A 17,574-nucleotide genomic window follows, 5' to 3' on the forward strand; every position below is an offset into this window, starting at 1 on the left:
CATCTCCAAAACCACAAAGGAAACCCAACAGAGCCAATAAGAAGGAGCAGTCAGCAAAAATCCGCCCCCAAGGGCCGATTTAGATGCGTAAGCCCTACATCGCGCGCGATTGCTTTTCTCTTCCTGCGCATGTATAATGAGTGATGGAATAATTCCTTCCGAACCTGCTTATCCTGTTATTAAGATTTCCAATACGCATGCCGAGACTTGTTAAGAAAGAGAAACTTGAAGACCCGGAGAAACGAATTCCGGCATCGCTGAAAGCGGAGTTGGATCCCGTGCGCCTGCCCAAACATGTGGCCATCATAATGGATGGCAACGGCCGGTGGGCGAAAAGGAGAGGACTGCCCAGGGTCGCAGGGCACCGAGCCGGCGCGCGCGCTGTTCGAGAGGTTGTCGAGGCCGCGCGCGAACTCGAAATCCGTTACCTCACGCTGTACGCATTCTCCCACGAGAACTGGAAACGTCCCAAGCCCGAGATCAGAGCGCTGATGTCGTTGCTGCGGAAGTTCATTCGTGAAGAGCTTGAGGAAATGCTCCATCACGAAATCGGCATGAAGGTGATCGGCCGGATCGACATGCTCCCGCCGCGAATCCGTGATGAGGTTCAGGACATGATCGCGAAGACGGCTCATTGCCGGAAAATGACTGTTATCCTGGCCCTCAGTTACGGAGGGCGCGCCGAAATTGTGGATGCCGCCCGAAGCATAGCGGAAGAATGCGTGGCCGGAACATTGGACCCGTCCCAGATAGATGAGAAGACGTTCAGCCGCCATCTCTATCTGCCGGAATGTCCCGAGCCCGATCTGCTTATCAGGACGAGCGGCGAATGCAGGCTGAGCAATTTTCTGCTGTGGCAACTATCGTATTCCGAAATATACTTTGTGCCCGTTCTGTGGCCGGACTTCACCAAAGAAGAATTCTGTCGCGCCATAATTGAATATCAGAAAAGAGACCGCCGCTTCGGCGGCATCTCCCGCTGATAGACGAGCGGAGGAGCTGCTGAGTGAGCGCTGAAAGCGGAAGCAGAAAATCAAGATATGTATCCGCGGCGGTTGCGATACCAATCGGGTTGGGCCTCTGCATATTTTCCCCCCACGGTTTCATTCTCCTGGCAATCGTCCTGATCAATGTCGGGGTGGTGGAATTTTATGCCATGGCGCGGCATCGGGGATTTTCCCCCCACAGCGTCATCGGGACATCCTGTTCGATCGGAATCTGCATCCTGGCCTGGCTGGGCACAAACCCGCTCAGCACGCTCTATGCGCTTGCCGCAGCCGTTATTCTTGTTTTCACCTTCGCAATGGTGCGCAATGTGCGCGACGCGATGATCAATATCTCTGTCACCATTTTCGGCGTCATCTACGTCGGCTGGTTTTCGAGTCACATCATCCTGCTCCGCCGCCTGAATGACGGAGCCGATGTGACTCCCTTCAACCTCGCCGGCGCCGGATATGTTATAATGTTATTGGTACTCCTGTGGTTAGGAGATGGCGGGGCTTTCTTCGCGGGAACCGGCTGGGGAAAGCACAAGCTCCTTCCTTCTATCAGCCCAAATAAGACAATCGAAGGCGCGGTCGGCGGTACTATTCTGACATTGATAGGAGCGGCGCTTATCAAGGAACTGGGCTTGCTGCTTACTGCCGCGGGTGTCCCTTTCTTTCCGGAATTCAGTTACAGCGCGTATTTGCTGATCGGACTGGGAATATCTATAGCCGGGCAGGTCGGCGACCTGTGTGAGTCGTACCTCAAGAGGGATGCGGGACTGAAGGATACCGGAAACCTGTTTCCGGGGCATGGCGGCTTTCTCGATAGATTCGACAGCCTGCTCACCACGGCTCCGCTGTTTTATTTCTACTTGAAGTTTATGAACTTTTAATTGGATTGAAGAAGGAGATGCAGGCCGATGTGTATTGAGTGCAAAGACAGACTCGACAGGATTCAGCAAAGTATCGTCGAGATGAAGGAGTGTCTTTGACCCCGCTGCACTCAGAGAGCAGATAAGCGGGATCGAGAAGCAAAGCAGCGCCTCGGACTTCTGGGATGATCCCGAAGCGGCGCAAAAGACGCTCCGGAAAATGAGCGCACTCAAAGAGTCGCTCCGTCAGATCGAGACGCTTGAAAGCCGCCAAATCGAACTTGCCGAATTTCTTGAGCTCTCCGAACAGGAGGGCGATCTTTCTCTGGAGGCGGAAATCCGCGCGAACCTTGATCAGTTGGAGCGCGAAGTCGAGGATTGGATTCGCCGCAGCACGTTAACCGGCGAGACCGACTCGAGCGGCGCCATCGTCACCGTTCATGCGGGCGCCGGCGGAACCGAATCCTGCGACTGGGTCTCGATGTTGCTCAGAATGTACCTGCGCTGGGCCGAGCAGAAGGGATACGCGACTGAAGTAATCGATCTGCTCGAGGGAGACGAAGCCGGGATTAAAAGCGTCACTTTTACGGTCAGCGGCCCCTACGGCTACGGATACCTCAAGAGTGAAAACGGCGTTCACCGCCTGGTGCGGATATCGCCGTTCGACGCCAACAAGCGGCGGCATACCTCGTTCGCGTCGGTCGAAGTCCTGGCGGATGTCGAGGACGATATCGTTGTCGATATAAACGAATCCGATTTGCGAATCGACACCTACCGGGCGAGCGGGGCGGGCGGCCAGCACGTGAACAAGACGAGTTCGGCTGTTCGGATTACCCATCTGCCGACCGGTATTGTGGCGCAGTGTCAAAATGAACGCTCGCAGCACAAGAACCGATCAATGGCGATGAAGCTGCTGCGCGCCAAATTATACGCCCATTACGAAAAGCAGCGACAGGCGGAGCTCGCGGCCCAGCGGGGAAAGCAGGAGGAGATAGCCTGGGGCAGCCAAATTCGTTCGTACGTGCTCCAGCCTTACCAAATGGTCAAAGACCACCGGACGGGCATCGAAGCAGGGAACGTCGGGGCGGTGCTGGACGGCGATCTCGACGCATTCATCAGCGGCTATCTGCAGAGCCGGATCGCAAAGTAAGCCGCAGCCGTCGCTCCCCTTGTCGCCTCAAAACTGAAAAGTACTCCGGTTGTCGGATGCTTTTTGCACCCGTCTCGATTCCTTGACACCCTGTACATCGCTCACTATAATGACGAAGAACGACGACCAAAGGCGGATTTGTCGATGGAAGAAAAACAAGATCTCTATGCGCAGCGACTGGAAAAATTATCTCGGATAAGACAGGCCTCGCAAGAGCCGTATACATATTCATATGCCCGGACGCATACGGTTCAACAGGCATACGATGAGTTTGAAAAACAGCATGAGGCGCAACCCGAGAGAACCGTTCGCCTGGCGGGAAGAATAACGGCTCTCCGCCTCCACGGCAAAAGTGCGTTCGCCGATCTCAAGGATGATTCAGGGAAAATTCAACTCTTCTTCGGCCTTCAGGACGTGGGCGGCGACCAATATGAATTCCTTACGAAGCTGATCAACGTCGGCGATTTCCTCGGGGTCGAAGGGACAATCTTCACCACACGCACCGGTCAGGTGACCGTCAGAGTCGGCTCGTTCCTCCTGTTGACAAAAACGCTGCGACCGCTGCCCGAGAAGTGGCACGGACTTAAAGACGTCGAAATCCGCCTGCGCCGGCGCTACCTCGATCTGCTTGCCAATGTCGAAACCGGGAACCTTTTTCGCAGGCGCAGCGAAATCATCAGGCACATCCGCGGATTTCTTGACGCGCGCGGATACATGGAAGTCGAAACGCCGATGCTTCACCCGATACCCGGCGGCGCAAGCGCCCGCCCGTTCATAACACATTACAATGCCCTCGATCGGGATTTTTATCTGCGCGTCGCGCCCGAGCTCTACCTGAAACGTCTTCTGGTAGGCGGCTTCGAAAAAGTCTACGAGATCAACCGCAACTTCCGCAATGAAGGAGTCTCCAACAGGCACAATCCCGAGTTCACCATGCTCGAGTTGTATGAGGCGTACGTGGATTACGAGGCCATGATGGAACTGGTCGAGAAGCTGGTTTCCTTCGTCGTGAAGACGGTCTTGGGAAAACCGAACTTCACGTACCAGGGAAACGACATCAACATCGAACCGCCCTGGCCGCGCGTTTCCTTCTTCGAGGCAATCCGAAGATTTGCGGACGTCGATCTGGAGCAGACTTCGGATTCGGCAAGGGCGCGTGATCTGGTGGCGCACCTGAAACTGGATCTCGAAGATTCCGCCGGTTACGGCAAGATCTGCGACGAAGTCTTGAAATCATACGTCGTTCCCAAAATGATTTCCCCCACATTTCTTATCGACTATCCGCTCGAGCTTTCGCCGCTCGCAAAAGGCAAGCGCGGGAGCCCGCGGCTCACGGAGCGCTTCCAGCCCTTCGTCGGAGGACTCGAAATCGGCAACGCGTTCTCCGAGCTGAACGACCCGCTCGAACAGCGCGCGCGCTTCGAGCGGCAGATGCAGCTTCGTGCAAGAGGGGATGAGGAGGCGCAAACGCTCGACGAGGATTTTATCACCGCGCTCGAGTACGGCATGCCTCCCGCCGGCGGCCTCGGTATCGGGATCGACCGTTTAGTAATGTTGCTTACTGATTCACCTACAATAAAAGAGGTAATATTGTTTCCGCAGTTGCGCACGGTTAACCACGCAATTGTGGAGGAATAAAGCACATGCGTTTCGAAGTGTTCGTCGGGTTCCGATATCTGAGAGGAAAACGCAAAAACGCGTTCATTTCGCTCATCACGTTTTTTTCGATATTCGGCGTGATGATCGGCGTGATGACGCTGATTGTGGTTCTCGGCGTCATGACCGGCTTTGACAAGCAGTTGTTCAAAACCGTCCTGGGAACGACATCGCACATCGTGATAACCCGCTCCGGCGGGATCACCGACCATGAAAAAGTGACAGAGGATCTGAAGCGCATCCCCGAGGTCCTCGAAAGCGCGCCCTTTTTTGCGGGGCAGGTGCTCCTGAAATCCGATAACGCAGTCACGGGAGCGGCCATTCGCGGAGTCGTGCCGGAGGAGGAAGAGAAGGTTTCAGATTTCGGCAAGTATCTTCACGGAACGTTGCGCGACGGCGGCATTGTCCTGGGCACGGAACTTGCAAGGCAACTGGGCGCGTTTCCCGGCGATACCATTAAAGTCATTTCACCGTATTTTGTGTCGACCCCGATGGGCGAGGTCCCGTACAAGAAAAACCTAACGGTGACGGGGCTTTATACATCGGGAATGTACGAGTACGACTCCACTTTTTGCTTTGTGACGATTTCTCAGGCCCAACGCCTTTTCGGAGTCGAGCGGACTATTTCAGGCATCGAAGTTAAAATCGCCGACCCGATGAAAGCGGGCGTGGTCGCTGTATCCATCACGCGACAGCTCGATGACGGCCTGTGGGCTCGCAGTTGGATGGACCTGAACCGGACGTTCCTGGCCGCGCTCAGGCACGAAAAGATCATTATGGCCGTCATCCTGATTCTGATCATTGTGGTGGCCGCATTCAACATAGCAAGCACGCTTATCATGGTGGTGATGGAAAAGACGCGGGATATCGGCATTTTAAAGTCGATTGGGGCGCCTCGATCGGCTATCAGAACCATATTTATGATTGACGGACTGCTCGTCGGAACCATTGGCACGTTCCTCGGCGTGGTCTTCGGATACTTGCTTGCTAATTCACTCGATTCGGTGGTAAAATTAATAGGAACGTTTTTTGGTATCGAGCTCTTTCCCAGCACTATTTATTATTTTGATAAGATACCGGTCGATACCAGTATTTTCGATACGTGCTGGATTGCCGGGAGTGCGATCGTTTTGAGCCTTTTGGCTTCTCTGTATCCGGCCTGGCAGGCGTCAAAGCTTAACCCTGTCGAGGCATTGCGTTATGAATGAGCTGATACGGGCCAAAGGTCTCACCAAAAGATACGTTTCCGGCAAAAGCGAACTGGAAGTACTGAAAGGGATTGACCTCACCATTTGCGCGGGTGAAATTATCCTGATATACGGTTCTTCCGGAGTGGGAAAAAGCACTTTGCTTCACATACTCGGCACTCTGGATAAGCCGACCACCGGAACGCTCAGTTATGGTGAGATCGAAATCAACAAGCTGGGAGAAAAAGCTCTGGCGCGCTTGCGCAATAAACGGATCGGATTCGTCTTTCAGTTTTATCATCTGTTGCCGGAGTTTACGGCGTTCGAAAACGTTTCGCTCCCGGCAATGGTCAACGGCTATCGCATGAAGGAGGCTCGCAACAGGGCGCAGCGCCTGATCGAGGCGGTCGGCTTGAGCGAGCGCATGAATCATAAGCCGGATGAACTCTCGGGCGGCGAGCAGCAGAGAATCGCCATCGCCCGTGCGCTGATCAACGGTCCGGATGTGGTTTTCGCTGACGAGCCGACGGGAAACCTCGACGAGGTAACGAGCGCCGGCATCTACAAGGTGATCAGGCAATTGAATGAGGAAATGGGGACCACATTCGTCATCGTCACCCATGAGTCTTCGCTTGCGCGAGGGGCGCATCGCGCTCTGCATATGGTGGACGGCAGGATCGAAAGGGAGCAGCAGCATGATATGTCATATATGCAAAGATAAGGTGGCCACGATCCGCCTGAAAGAGATAATCAACAACGTGGTCACGGAACTGCACCTGTGCCAGGATTGCTACGAATCGCGCGAACACCAGGGGAAGACCGGCCTCGATGATGTGGGAGCAAATCTGAACGCGCTGGTTGAGGATGAAAAGAAGAAGGTCAAGGCGAAAGGCAAGGGCAAGCGATGTCCCGGCTGCGGGCTCTCCGAAGAACAATTTCGCGCCCGGGGACGGCTTGGCTGCGGCGAGTGCTACAAGATATTCGCGAAAACGCTCGAGCCGATTCTGGTAAAGGTCCATGGTTCGACCGAACATCACGGGAAAATCCCACAAGAGTCGGCAAGAAGCCTCGATCTGAAAACCGAGTTGAGAAAGCTCCAGGAGGACCTGCAGAGGGCCATCCTGGCGGAAAATTACGAGCGCGCGGCGAAGTTGAGAGACAAAATAAAACAGTTCGGATCGATCTGACGCTCCGGGCGGGGAAACAAGATGTTCGAGCAAATGGTTAAGAGCATCGGGCACTGGCTCAAGAACAAGGGTCCGCATGCCGATATCGTGTACAGCAGTCGTATCAGGCTGGCGAGAAACCTGAGGGGATTCCCCTTTTCCAATTACTGCAGTGATCAGCAGCTGCGCGATATCATCGCATTGATACGGGTGTGCATCAACCGGTGCCCGCACCTGAAAAATGCGACCTATTACAGCTTCAAAGACATGAGCATCATCGACCGCCAGTTTCTGATGGAGCGTTTCCTCATCAGCCGCGAGCTCGCTCAGAGCGCCGGCGAGAAGGGAGTTTTCGTTGATCCGTCTGAACGGATCAGCCTGATGGTGAACGAAGAGGATCACCTGCGCATGCAGGTCCTGCGCTCCGGCCTGCTTCTGGCCGAGGCGTGGGGGGAGTTGAATGCGATAGACAGCGAGCTCGACAGCCAGCTGGATTTCGCTTTCGAGGAGCCCTGGGGCTACCTCACCTCGTGTGTCTCCAACGTCGGGACCGCGATGCGATCATCGGTGATGATCCATGTTCCGGCGCTGATCATGACCAAGCGAATCGTCAATATTCTGCAAAAGGCGGGCAAGCTGCACCTGGCGATTCGCGGGCTGCACGGAGAGGGCTCCGAAATGCTCGGCGACTATTTCCAGATATCGAACCAGGCGACTCTCGGGAAATCCGAAGATGAGATCGTCGAGATGACGGAGAACCTGACCAATGAGTTGATCGACCAGGAGAGAAGCGCCCGCGACGATCTGATCAAAAACCAGAAGGTCCTCATCGAGGACAAGGTCGGCAGAGCCATCGGCATTCTCTCGAGCGCCAAAATTCTGAGTACCCGCGAAGCGATGGAACTGCTTTCCAACATTCGTTTGGGAATTTACTACCAGATGATTCCAGGCATAAATCCGGAGACGCTGGATGCCCTGATTATCGAGATGCAGCCTGCTCATCTCCAGAAACGCAATCCGGACCACCTGGACCCGCTTGCGCGGGATATCGAGCGCGCAAGAATCATAAAGGAAGCATTGAAATACGGAGAGGGGTGATATTCGCATGTTTGACCGATTTACAGAAAGAGTGCGCAAAGTTATTCAATTGGCGCGCGAAGAGGCCATGCGATTTAATCATGATTATATTGGGACCGAGCACCTGTTGCTTGGTCTCGTCAAAGAAGGAGAAGGAATCGCAGCCACAGCGCTGGCGAATCTCGGGGTGGACCTGAAGACGCTCAGGCTCGAAGTCGAGAAACTTGTTGAACAGGGGCCTTCAACCGTGTCGGTGGGAGAAATTCCCTTTAATCCCCAGGCCAAAAAGGTTCTGGAGCTCGCCGTCGAGGAAGCGCGGAAATTCGGACACAACTATATCGGAACGGAACACCTTCTGCTCGGACTCATAAAAGAGGGAGAGGGCATTGCGGCTCACGTGCTGGAAAATATGAAGGTCGATGTGGAACGGGTGCAGCGTGAAATCGTGAAGCTGCTTGGCGGACCCTCCACGAAGTTTTCATCCACCACCGCCGAAACCAAGAAAACGCAAACGCCCGCTCTCGACGCCTTCGGGCGGGATCTGACCGAGCTCGCGCGCGAAGACAAGCTCGACCCGGTTATCGGACGCGAAGCCGAAATCGAGCGCGTCATCCAGATTCTCAGCAGGCGCACGAAGAACAATCCGGTTCTCATCGGCGAGGCAGGCGTCGGAAAAACCGCCATCGTGGAAGGCCTCGCGCAGTCGATCGTGCAGCGAAAAAACATTCCCGACCTCCTCGCCAACCGGCGGGTACTGACACTTGATCTGGCCGGCCTGGTCGCCGGCACCAAGTACCGCGGGCAATTCGAGGAGCGACTCAAGGCCGTCATGAAGGAAATCAAGAAGGCCGACAACATCATCATGTTCATCGATGAGCTGCATACGATCGTTGGCGCGGGAGCCGCGGAAGGCGCCGTCGACGCATCCAACATGCTGAAGCCCGCGCTCGCGCGCGGTGAACTGCAGTGCATCGGCGCGACGACGCTCGAGGAATACCGCAAGTACATCGAAAAAGATGCGGCCCTTGCCCGCCGGTTCCAGTCGATCATGGTGGAAGCGCCCTCGGTCGAGGATACGATGCATATCATCCGCGGGCTCAGAGACAAGTACGAGGCGCATCACCGCGTCCGCATTTCCGAAGAGGCCATCGTGGCCGCGGCCCGGCTTTCGAACCAGTACATCACCGACAGGTTCCTGCCGGATAAGGCGATTGACGTCATCGACGAAGCGTGTTCGCGAGCGCGGCTCAAGAGCACGACTCGTCCTCCGCACCTCGTCGAGGTCGAGGCGCAGATAGAGCGGGTCACAAAGGAAAAAGAGGAGGCCATCGAGTCGCAGGAATTCGAGAAGGCGGCCTCTTTGCGCGACCGAGAGAGGAAGCTCAAAGACAGGCTCGACCGCGAGCAGCAGATCTGGGAGAACACCCGCGAGAACTTCAGCTACACGGTAAGTGCTGAAGATATCGCCTACATTGTTTCCAAATGGACCGGTGTACCGGTCACCAAGCTCGAGCAGTCCGAATCGGACAAGCTGCTCAAGATGGGCGAAGAACTCCATAAACGGATTGTGGGACAGGATGAGGCCATCGAAGCGTTGACCCATGCGATCCAGCGCTCGCGGGCCGGTCTGAAGAACTTGAGGCGGCCGGTCGGCTCGTTCCTCTTCCTCGGTCCTACCGGGGTGGGGAAAACCGAGACGGCAAAAGCGCTCGCCCAGTTTCTGTTCGGAGACGACAACGCGCTCGTGCGCATCGATATGTCGGAATACTCGGAGAAGTTCACCGTTTCGCGTCTTGTCGGCGCACCTCCCGGCTATGTGGGCTATAATGAGGGCGGCCAGTTGAGCGAGAAAGTGCGGCGGCGCCCGTATTCGGTGGTGCTCCTCGACGAAATAGAAAAGGCGCACCCCGATATTTTCGATACGCTGCTGCAGGTGCTCGAGGACGGCCGCCTGACCGACGCGACCGGCCGGACCGTTGACTTCAGGAACACCGTCGTCATCATGACCTCCAACGTCGGTACGCGCGAGATCAGCACCGGCAAAACGCTGGGATTCCAGAAAACCGCCGCCGGCGAGATCAGCTACCAGGTGATGAAGGACAAGGTTCTCGCCGAAACCAAGAGAATCTTCAACCCCGAGTTCCTGAACCGAATCGACGAGATCGTGGTATTCCACTCGCTCACAAACGAGGATCTGAAAAACATCATCGAGATCCTGCTCAGAGAGAGCAGCGAAAATCTCAAGAGCCGCGATATCTCAGTGACGTTTGGAGAAAAGGCGAAGGAGTTCCTCGTGAAAATCGGCTACGATCCTGCGTATGGCGCTCGTCCGCTGCGCAGGGCCGTCCAGCTGCACGTCGAGGATCCGCTTTCCGAAGAGATCCTTCGCGGCAATATCCCCGACGGCTCCGAAGTACTTATCGAGCCGGACGAGAAGGGCGAACGCCTCGTTTTCACCGTGACAGGCGCCAAGCCCGTAGAAGAACCCGAGCACCAACTGAAAACCTGACGTTGTAGAAGCAGCACCGGATTGAGGCCCCGCCAGATGACGCTGGGCGGCAGTTCCTGTTAGGGGCCTCATAATTTCTATCGGAAGGCTTGCAGAGTGAGCACGAAAAGCTTCTGGCGTTTCATCCGGGTACTGTCTCTGCTCCATTTGCTGGTTCTGATTCCCTCACATGCGAAAGCCCAAACTCTGGAGGGGATGCCTGTTGTTTCCGTCGGGATCGAAGGAAACCAGTTGGTGAGCTCGCAGTTGATCCGCGCGCAGCTCCGCGTCCGGGAGGGGAGACCATTTGTTCCCTCTGACATCCAGAAGGACATCTCGCGTCTGTTTTCGCTCGGCTACTTCTCCGATATCAAGGCTGATGTCGAAAGGCTGGACAGCGGCGTCTCCGTAACCTATGTAGTTGAAGAGCGAAAGATCATCAGAGAAGTCCTGATTCTCGGCAACAAGAAGATCAATGAGGATGATATCCGGGCGGTGATCCGCGCGCGTCGGGGTGAAACGTATATCCCCACGCTGCTCGAGCAAGACATCCAGGCGATCCGCCAGCTTTACCGCAGCAAGGGCTACGCGGAAGCGGTTGTTCAGTCAAGCTACCGCGAGATCAGCCCGACCGAGGTCGAAGTCGTCTACGAGATCACAGAAGGCCAAAAAGCAAGAGTCCGTCAAATCATCGTCGAAGGCAATCAGGTCTTCTCGGATCGCACCATCCGCAAGGCAATGCAGCAGAAAGCCCGCTTTCTGTGGTTCGGCAGCATGTTCGACGAACAGGTTTTGGAGCAGGATATAGATCGCATCAAGAGCCTGTATGCAAATCGCGGATATGTAGATGCCGACGTGACCGATGCCGACGTCGAGTTCTATGCGGAAGGGAAACGCGCCAGAATACGGGTGACCGTGAACGAGGGTGCTCAGTATTTCGTTGATTCCATAGGTGTCGAGGGCAATACCGCCTTCCTCGATGCACAGCTCCTTCCCCTCGTCACGAGCGAGCCGGGCAGTTTTTATAATCGGGATCAAGTCGAGCGCGACGGTTTTGCGGTGCAGACCTTTTATGCTGATCAGGGATATATCCTGGCTGGAGTTCGCCCGAGACTGGACATCGATCGCGAGCAGAAACAAATTGACGTGACGTACCATGTGGCCGAGCGGGATCTCATATACGTCGGCAAAGTCGATATCCGCGGCAACGTGAAAACCAAGGACGAAGTTATCCGCCGCGAGATCAATATCCTGCCCGGGGAGCGCTTCGACGGCAGCAAGATCAGGCGAAGCAGGCAGAAGTTGCTCAATACCCAATTCTATAAGGACGTGCTGATCGATACGGCGCCTACCCGGTTTGAGCCGGATCTGATACCGCCGCCTCCCGCCGGAGAACCGGCAGAGGAGCAGACCGGGGGCGAAGTCGAAGCGGCATACGACCCGGATTTCCGGGATATCATCTTCGAAGTGGAAGAGCAGAAAACCGGCACGTTCAACTTTGGCGCGGGATACAGTTCTAATGACGCCTTGATCGGTCAGATTCAGATCACCCAGAACAACTTCGACCTGTTCAATCCGCCATCCTTCACGGGCGCAGGCCAGCGGTTCGATCTCATTGCCAGGCCCGGCACGGTCCTGAGCGAGTACAGGCTCGCACTGACTGAACCGTATTTTCTCGGCTACCCGTTCGCGGCCGGATTTGATCTCTATTACACCGACCGCGAGTACGATGAATATGATCAGACGGCTATCGGCGCCGGCATCCGCTTCGGGAAAAGGATAACCGATTTCAGCTCGGTCGGGTTGGGTTACAGCCTCTCTGAATACGACATAGCCGACGTCGATGAGGATGCCCCGGTGGCCATACAAGAAGAAGAGGGTTCGCGCACCAAGAGCAGCATGAGCCTCAATCTCACCAACGATACGCGCGACAGCTATATTGAGCCCAGGACCGGGCACCGGTACAATACGGCCCTCGAATTTGCCGGCGGCCCGCTGGGAGCGCAAACCGATCTGGTGAAATTGGTCGGAGAAGCGAGGTGGTATCGCCCCTTCGGGGAAAAGATAATCCTCATGAGCAGGCTGGAAGCCGGAATCGTGGAAGAATACGGCGACTCCGACTTCGTGCCTCTCTTCGATCGCTTCTTTTCGGGAGGCGCAACCTCCGTTCGCGGCTACGACTATCGCGAGGTCGGTCCTCGGGAGAATGGAGATCCCATTGGTGGCAAGGCGCTCCTCGAGGGGACGCTTGAGCTTTCCTATCCGACGCTCGAAATTATCAGGCTGTATGCTTTCTTCGATTTCGGACAAGTGTGGCGCGAGATCGATGATGTGGGGCAAGGCAAGATAAATACTTCCGCAGGCGTCGGTATCGGCCTGCGTACCCCGGTTGGGCCGCTCAGGCTCGACTACGGGTATCCGCTGAATCCTGACGATGATCAGGGAAATGGACAAATCCATTTTACCACGGGGATCAGCTTTTGAAGGCAATCCCATTTTTTCTTGCAATACGGATGATTTGCTGGTATACTGTTGGCAGTGAACTGATTTGCCCCTTCATCCTGCCTCTTGACCAAACGCGGTACTTTCGGCAATCGAGCTGAAAAAACCTGTTCGAGTCGTGTATCACTTCAAAAAGCATCGCATACCGCTGGAGGCGGTCGCAGCCGCATGGCTTATAGTCGTTTCGGCCGGTGCCGCCATCGCCGTAGAGCAGCGCCCCCCGGAGGAAATTCGGGTGGGCATCGCAAACCTGCAGCGGCTTGTCGATGCGTACTGGCGGACTCCTCTGGTGCGGGCGACCCTCCAGCGTCGGAAGGTGAGCGAGGAGTACCGGCAGAAGCAGATCGAATTGGCCAGGCTCGAACAGGAACTCGTTGACCAGCGCTTCTGGTTTTTCGCCCGAAAAAAGCAGGACGAGAGAATCAATCAACTGCGGGACGAGCTTGATGCCGTTGCGGCTGCAGAGGCCGGAAAGAAGCGTGCGCGGGAGAGGGAGGCTATCGACGAACTGCTGGTGGACGTGCAGAAAGCCGCGCGAAACACCGCCGCAGGGCAGAATCTGTCAATCGTGTTCGATGCAGATAATCCGCACATCCTGTTTTTGAATCAGATGGGAAGCGCCGATATTACGGATGAATTGATCGAGGCGCTGAACTCTGACCAAATGCCGAAATACAATGACTAAATTAAAAAGGAGGTTCTTCACCATGTCCCGTCTCTGCCTGCGTATGTTCCAAATAACAGTTGCGGTTTTCATCTCCGCTGCTTTTCTTACCGCAGGATTGCAGCGACAGGCGTCAGCCGAAGAGCGGCTGAAAATGGGATACCTCGACCTCAACCACGTCGTCCAGGCCGTTGCCAAACAGACGCCGGAATATGAGGAGCTGCGGAAAGAATTGGAAAAACGGCAGGCGGAGATAGAGCGGCGGGGCGCGGAAATTGATAAACTGAAGGAAGAGCTCAAGGCCAACCGCGTCATCTGGTCGGAAGATAAGAGCCGCGATCAGGAGAAGCTGATCCGCGATAAGGATGACGACCTGAAAGTTTACTCCGAGGGCGCCCAGCGGTTCCGCGACGTCGAGGAAAACAAGATTCTCAGACGCCTGCTTCCCGAGATCGCGAAGGAAGTAAAACGGGTGGGCGAGCGCGACGGCTACAGCATGATCTTCGAAAAGAGAATCCTCCTCTATGGCTCGCCGTCTTTCGACCTGACCGACGCCATTATCAAAGAGATGAGCACAAGAGCCGATTGATTCCTCACTCCGCAGGAGTGGCGGGATGATTTTATGAAGAAAAGTCTCGGCGAGATCGCAAAGCTGATCGACGGCACCGTCGAGGGTGATGAAGAAACCCTGATCACCGGTGTGGCCGGAATTAAAGACGCCAAAGCGGGTGACATAACGTTTCTCGCGAATCCGAAATATCTGCCGCTGCTGCACACGACGCAAGCGTCTGCAATAATCGTGGCTGACAATGCGCCGCCTTGTTCCAATAATCTTGTCCGCACCCGGCATCCGTACCTTGCATTCGTTGAAATCCTGAAACTGTACTCCGTTCAGCCGCCGCCGCCGCAGGGTATTCATCCGTCGGCGATAATTGGAGAAAATGTCCGACTGGCAGAGGGTGTCGCGCTGCACGCGGGAGTTTTCCTGGAAAGCGGCTGCTCGATCGGCGCACGCAGTGTTCTTTATCCCGGCGTATGCGTCGGCGCGGGCGCCGACATCGGCGCCGACTGCACGATTTATCCGCGGGTTGTGGTCGCCCGAAACGTCTCGATCGGAAACGACGTCATCATTCACATGGGGGCGGTCATCGGGAGCGTGTCGCCGGAACAGATGGTCCTGTACTCGAATACAGAAGACACGGGCAAGACCGTGTTTATTGAGAATGACGTCGAGGTGGGCGCCAATGTCGCCATCGACGGCTCGTTTTCCGGTTCCCCCACCGTCATCGGGAGCGGGACGAAAATCGATAATCTGGTCCACATCGGGAGCGGGGCGCGGGTCGGAAACAATTGCATCGTGGTGTCTCACTCGAGCATCGGGGCTGATTGCACTGTGGGAAATGGAGTGACGATTGCGGGTCAGGCAAGCATTCTGGACGGAAGAACGGTCGGCGAGGGCACAATCGTTGCGGCTCGATCGGGCGTGACCGAGGACATCGAGGCCCATCAGATCGTCTCGGGATTTCCCGCTTCGAATCATGAAAAATGGCTTCGCGTTTACGCCAGCATGAAACGGCTCCCGACCATTATCAAGGAGCTGCGGGAGTTGGAAAAGCGGATGCATCAGATGGAGAAACTTGAACGTGCGGAAACAGACGACCATTAAGCGGCCCGTCTCCTATTCCGGAGTGGGATTGCATACGGGACATAAGACAACGGTCACGTTTCAGCCTGCTCCGCCGGAAACAGGGGTCGTCTTTGTCAGGACCGATCTTCCCGACCGGCCCAAAATCAAAGCCGATGTCGCTCATGTCACCGACGTCGCCCGCGGAACGACCATTGGTCAGAACGGCGTCAAAATTCTGACAGTGGAACATGTGCTCGCCGCCTTTGCCGGTCTGGGAATAGACAATGTCTTTTGCGAAGTCGATGCGAATGAACCCCCCGTTGGCGATGGCAGCTCGATTCCGTTCGTTGAAGTCCTCAACGAGGCCGGAATCGTAGAACAGGACCGCGCTCGCAAAGAAGCGAAGCTGGCGTCGTCTGTGGTGTATGAGAACAATGGGCTTGTCCTGGTGGCTTTTCCGTCGGATAAACTGATACTTTCGTACCTGATCGAGTACGGTCACCCTTTGCTCGGGACCCAGTTCAAGTCCCTTGCGATCGAGCCGTCCGTCTTCGTAAAGGAGATTGCTCCGGCGCGCACCTTTTGTTTTCTCCACGATGTTGAACAACTGAAGGCGCAGGGGCTCATCAAGGGGGGCAGCATCGAGAATGCAGTGGTTATCGGAGACGAGGAGATCCTCAATGACAACCTCCGGTTCGAGGACGAGTTCGTTCGGCACAAGCTGCTCGACCTGCTCGGCGACCTCGTGCTGCTCGGCATTCCGCTCCTCGGCCATATCATTGCCCTGAAGGCGGGCCATGCGGCTCACGTGGAGTTTGTAAAGCAGCTCCGCCACGAAACCTACCTTAACGGGAGGCGCCAAGCCTGTGCTTTCCCGAGCAAGAAAGGCGACGTGCATGGACTGACGGCGGACCAGATACAGGAAATCATTCCTCATCGGCATCCGTTCCTGCTTATCGATCGGGTGACGCGCCTGGAGGAAAAGAGCATTTATGGGATTAAGAACGTAACCATTTCCGAGCCGTTCTTCGCCGGCCATATCCCCGGTCTGGCGATCATGCCCGGCGTGATCATTCTCGAGGCAATGGCTCAACTCGGAGCGATTCTCATTCTGAAGTATTTGGGAAAAGAGGGCAAATTGCCGTATCTGCTGGGGATCGAGAAGGCGAAATTCCGAAAAGCCGTTTATCCGGGCGATCAAATAGAGATGATGGCGCAGATCGTAAACCTCCACAAGAATTATGGGAAACTGCGGGGAGAAGCCCGCGTGAACGGCGTTCTGGCGACCGAGGCGGAGGTAACCTTCGCATTGCCTCGATGAAAGAGTCTGATTCGCTGCTATTGAAAGATGAAGAGAATGGATCAGAAAACGGCTGAAAAGAGGGGTACAAAGATTCATAAGACGGCCGTTGTAGATACGAATGCGCAGATCGACAGCGATGTGAGCATCGGCCCTTATGCGATCATCGGTCCCGATGTCACCATTGCGGGCGGGTGCACGATCGGTCCGCATGTCGTCATCGACGGCGTTACCACGATTGGCCGGAACAACCGCTTCTTTACGGGCGCCATCGTTGGTTCACAGCCGCAGGACCTGAAATACCGAGGCGAGAAAACCCGGCTCACCATCGGAGAGGGCAACACGATCAGGGAGTATTCCACGATCAATACGTCCACGTCCGAAGAAAACGAGACTCGCATCGGGGACAACAATCTGCTCATGGCGTATACCCATGTGGCTCACGAATGCGTCGTGCAGAACGGCGTGGTTCTGGCCAATAACGCCACGCTCGCCGGTCATGTCACCGTCGAGGATAAGGCCATTCTGGGCGGTTTGGCGGCCGTTCATCAATTTGTTCGCGTCGGCACGCTGGCTATTATCGGCGGCTGTTCAAAAGTCATACAGGATGTCTTGCCCTACTCGATGGTGGACGGACATCCCTGCGCGTGGCATGGCGTCAATTTCGTCGGTCTGAAACGCAGCGGGCTTCCTGAAGAAGTTCGCTCGAACATCAAGAAGGCGTTCAAGATCGTTTGCCGGTCCAATCTCAATACCTCACAGGCGATCGAACGGCTTCGAGCGGAGTTTGGCAGTTGCGCTGAGATTAACCACCTCATCGACTTTATAGAGAAATCCAGCCGGGGCATTTGTAAATAAGGACAGTCGCCCCGCCCAATACATGTCAGGAAGGTACTTTC

At 55.6% G+C, this 17,574-nt stretch carries 15 protein-coding genes; all 15 read left to right on the plus strand.

From position 1 onward, the window contains the following. Positions 1–197 precede the first annotated feature (197 nt). The 15 genes from C4520_05815 (at position 198) to C4520_05885 (ending at position 17,533) form a co-directional block, all read left to right on the plus strand. Positions 198–983, plus strand: a complete 786-nt coding sequence (locus C4520_05815) for an isoprenyl transferase (GenBank protein RJP23605.1) — start codon at positions 198–200, stop codon at positions 981–983. A gap of 23 nt (positions 984–1,006) precedes the next feature. After that, positions 1,007–1,879: a hypothetical protein gene (locus tag C4520_05820; GenBank protein RJP23606.1), complete on the plus strand. Its 873-nt coding sequence runs from the start codon at positions 1,007–1,009 to the stop codon at positions 1,877–1,879. 121 nt (positions 1,880–2,000) lie between these two features. Then, a complete protein-coding gene (prfB, locus tag C4520_05825; GenBank protein RJP23607.1) occupies positions 2,001–3,008 on the plus strand; it encodes a peptide chain release factor 2 in 1,008 nt (335 codons plus the stop codon). Positions 3,009–3,152: 144 nt separating this feature from the next. Continuing rightward, complete coding sequence (gene lysS, locus C4520_05830) at positions 3,153–4,646, plus strand: lysine--tRNA ligase (protein ID RJP23608.1); 1,494 nt, start codon at positions 3,153–3,155, stop codon at positions 4,644–4,646. A 5-nt stretch (positions 4,647–4,651) separates the two neighbouring features. After that, positions 4,652–5,872 carry a lipoprotein-releasing ABC transporter permease subunit gene (locus tag C4520_05835; protein RJP23609.1) on the plus strand — a complete coding sequence of 407 codons (1,221 nt, stop codon included), beginning with the start codon at positions 4,652–4,654 and terminating at the stop codon, positions 5,870–5,872. Continuing rightward, positions 5,865–6,572 (plus strand): ABC transporter ATP-binding protein, encoded by a 708-nt coding sequence (locus C4520_05840; protein ID RJP23610.1) that lies wholly within the window; start codon positions 5,865–5,867, stop codon positions 6,570–6,572. The genes C4520_05835 and C4520_05840 overlap by 8 nt, the downstream gene beginning before the upstream one ends. Further along, positions 6,436–7,038 carry a hypothetical protein gene (locus tag C4520_05845; GenBank protein RJP23611.1) on the plus strand — a complete coding sequence of 201 codons (603 nt, stop codon included), beginning with the start codon at positions 6,436–6,438 and terminating at the stop codon, positions 7,036–7,038. Before C4520_05840 ends, C4520_05845 begins: the two co-directional genes overlap by 137 nt. Before the next feature lie 21 nt (positions 7,039–7,059). Then, positions 7,060–8,115 carry a protein arginine kinase gene (locus tag C4520_05850; GenBank protein RJP23612.1) on the plus strand — a complete coding sequence of 352 codons (1,056 nt, stop codon included), beginning with the start codon at positions 7,060–7,062 and terminating at the stop codon, positions 8,113–8,115. A gap of 7 nt (positions 8,116–8,122) precedes the next feature. Beyond that, positions 8,123–10,603 (plus strand): ATP-dependent Clp protease ATP-binding subunit, encoded by a 2,481-nt coding sequence (locus C4520_05855; protein ID RJP23613.1) that lies wholly within the window; start codon positions 8,123–8,125, stop codon positions 10,601–10,603. 96 nt (positions 10,604–10,699) lie between these two features. Beyond that, positions 10,700–13,066 (plus strand): outer membrane protein assembly factor BamA, encoded by a 2,367-nt coding sequence (gene bamA, locus C4520_05860; protein RJP23614.1) that lies wholly within the window; start codon positions 10,700–10,702, stop codon positions 13,064–13,066. Between the two features lie 109 nt (positions 13,067–13,175). Then, positions 13,176–13,769: a hypothetical protein gene (locus C4520_05865; protein ID RJP23615.1), complete on the plus strand. Its 594-nt coding sequence runs from the start codon at positions 13,176–13,178 to the stop codon at positions 13,767–13,769. Further along, positions 13,762–14,337, plus strand: a complete 576-nt coding sequence (locus tag C4520_05870; GenBank protein RJP23616.1) for an OmpH family outer membrane protein — start codon at positions 13,762–13,764, stop codon at positions 14,335–14,337. The genes C4520_05865 and C4520_05870 overlap by 8 nt, the downstream gene beginning before the upstream one ends. Before the next feature lie 33 nt (positions 14,338–14,370). Then, positions 14,371–15,414 carry a UDP-3-O-(3-hydroxymyristoyl)glucosamine N-acyltransferase gene (lpxD, locus tag C4520_05875; protein ID RJP23617.1) on the plus strand — a complete coding sequence of 348 codons (1,044 nt, stop codon included), beginning with the start codon at positions 14,371–14,373 and terminating at the stop codon, positions 15,412–15,414. Continuing rightward, positions 15,371–16,696, plus strand: coding sequence for a bifunctional UDP-3-O-[3-hydroxymyristoyl] N-acetylglucosamine deacetylase/3-hydroxyacyl-ACP dehydratase (locus C4520_05880; protein ID RJP23618.1), 1,326 nt, complete (start codon positions 15,371–15,373; stop codon positions 16,694–16,696). The genes lpxD and C4520_05880 overlap by 44 nt, the downstream gene beginning before the upstream one ends. A 36-nt stretch (positions 16,697–16,732) precedes the next feature. Next, complete coding sequence (locus C4520_05885) at positions 16,733–17,533, plus strand: acyl-ACP--UDP-N-acetylglucosamine O-acyltransferase (protein RJP23632.1); 801 nt, start codon at positions 16,733–16,735, stop codon at positions 17,531–17,533. Positions 17,534–17,574: the final 41 nt, after the last annotated feature.

The sequence above is a fragment of the Candidatus Abyssobacteria bacterium SURF_5 genome (assembly GCA_003598085.1).
In the GTDB taxonomy this organism is placed as follows: domain Bacteria; phylum Abyssobacteria; class SURF-5; order SURF-5; family SURF-5; genus SURF-5.

What these genes read in the sequence shown, in the direction of transcription:
- lpxD (RJP23617.1), top strand. Translation starts at nt 14,371, where the DNA reads ATGAAGAAAAGTCTCGGCGAGATCGCAAAGCTGATCGACGGCACCGTC.
- C4520_05845 (RJP23611.1), top strand. Translation starts at nt 6,436, where the DNA reads ATGAGGAAATGGGGACCACATTCGTCATCGTCACCCATGAGTCTTCGC.
- C4520_05815 (RJP23605.1), top strand. Translation starts at nt 198, where the DNA reads ATGCCGAGACTTGTTAAGAAAGAGAAACTTGAAGACCCGGAGAAACGA.
- C4520_05850 (RJP23612.1), top strand. Translation starts at nt 7,060, where the DNA reads ATGTTCGAGCAAATGGTTAAGAGCATCGGGCACTGGCTCAAGAACAAG.
- C4520_05870 (RJP23616.1), top strand. Translation starts at nt 13,762, where the DNA reads ATGACTAAATTAAAAAGGAGGTTCTTCACCATGTCCCGTCTCTGCCTG.
- C4520_05855 (RJP23613.1), top strand. Translation starts at nt 8,123, where the DNA reads ATGTTTGACCGATTTACAGAAAGAGTGCGCAAAGTTATTCAATTGGCG.
- C4520_05885 (RJP23632.1), top strand. Translation starts at nt 16,733, where the DNA reads ATGGATCAGAAAACGGCTGAAAAGAGGGGTACAAAGATTCATAAGACG.
- C4520_05840 (RJP23610.1), top strand. Translation starts at nt 5,865, where the DNA reads ATGAATGAGCTGATACGGGCCAAAGGTCTCACCAAAAGATACGTTTCC.
- lysS (RJP23608.1), top strand. Translation starts at nt 3,153, where the DNA reads ATGGAAGAAAAACAAGATCTCTATGCGCAGCGACTGGAAAAATTATCT.
- C4520_05835 (RJP23609.1), top strand. Translation starts at nt 4,652, where the DNA reads ATGCGTTTCGAAGTGTTCGTCGGGTTCCGATATCTGAGAGGAAAACGC.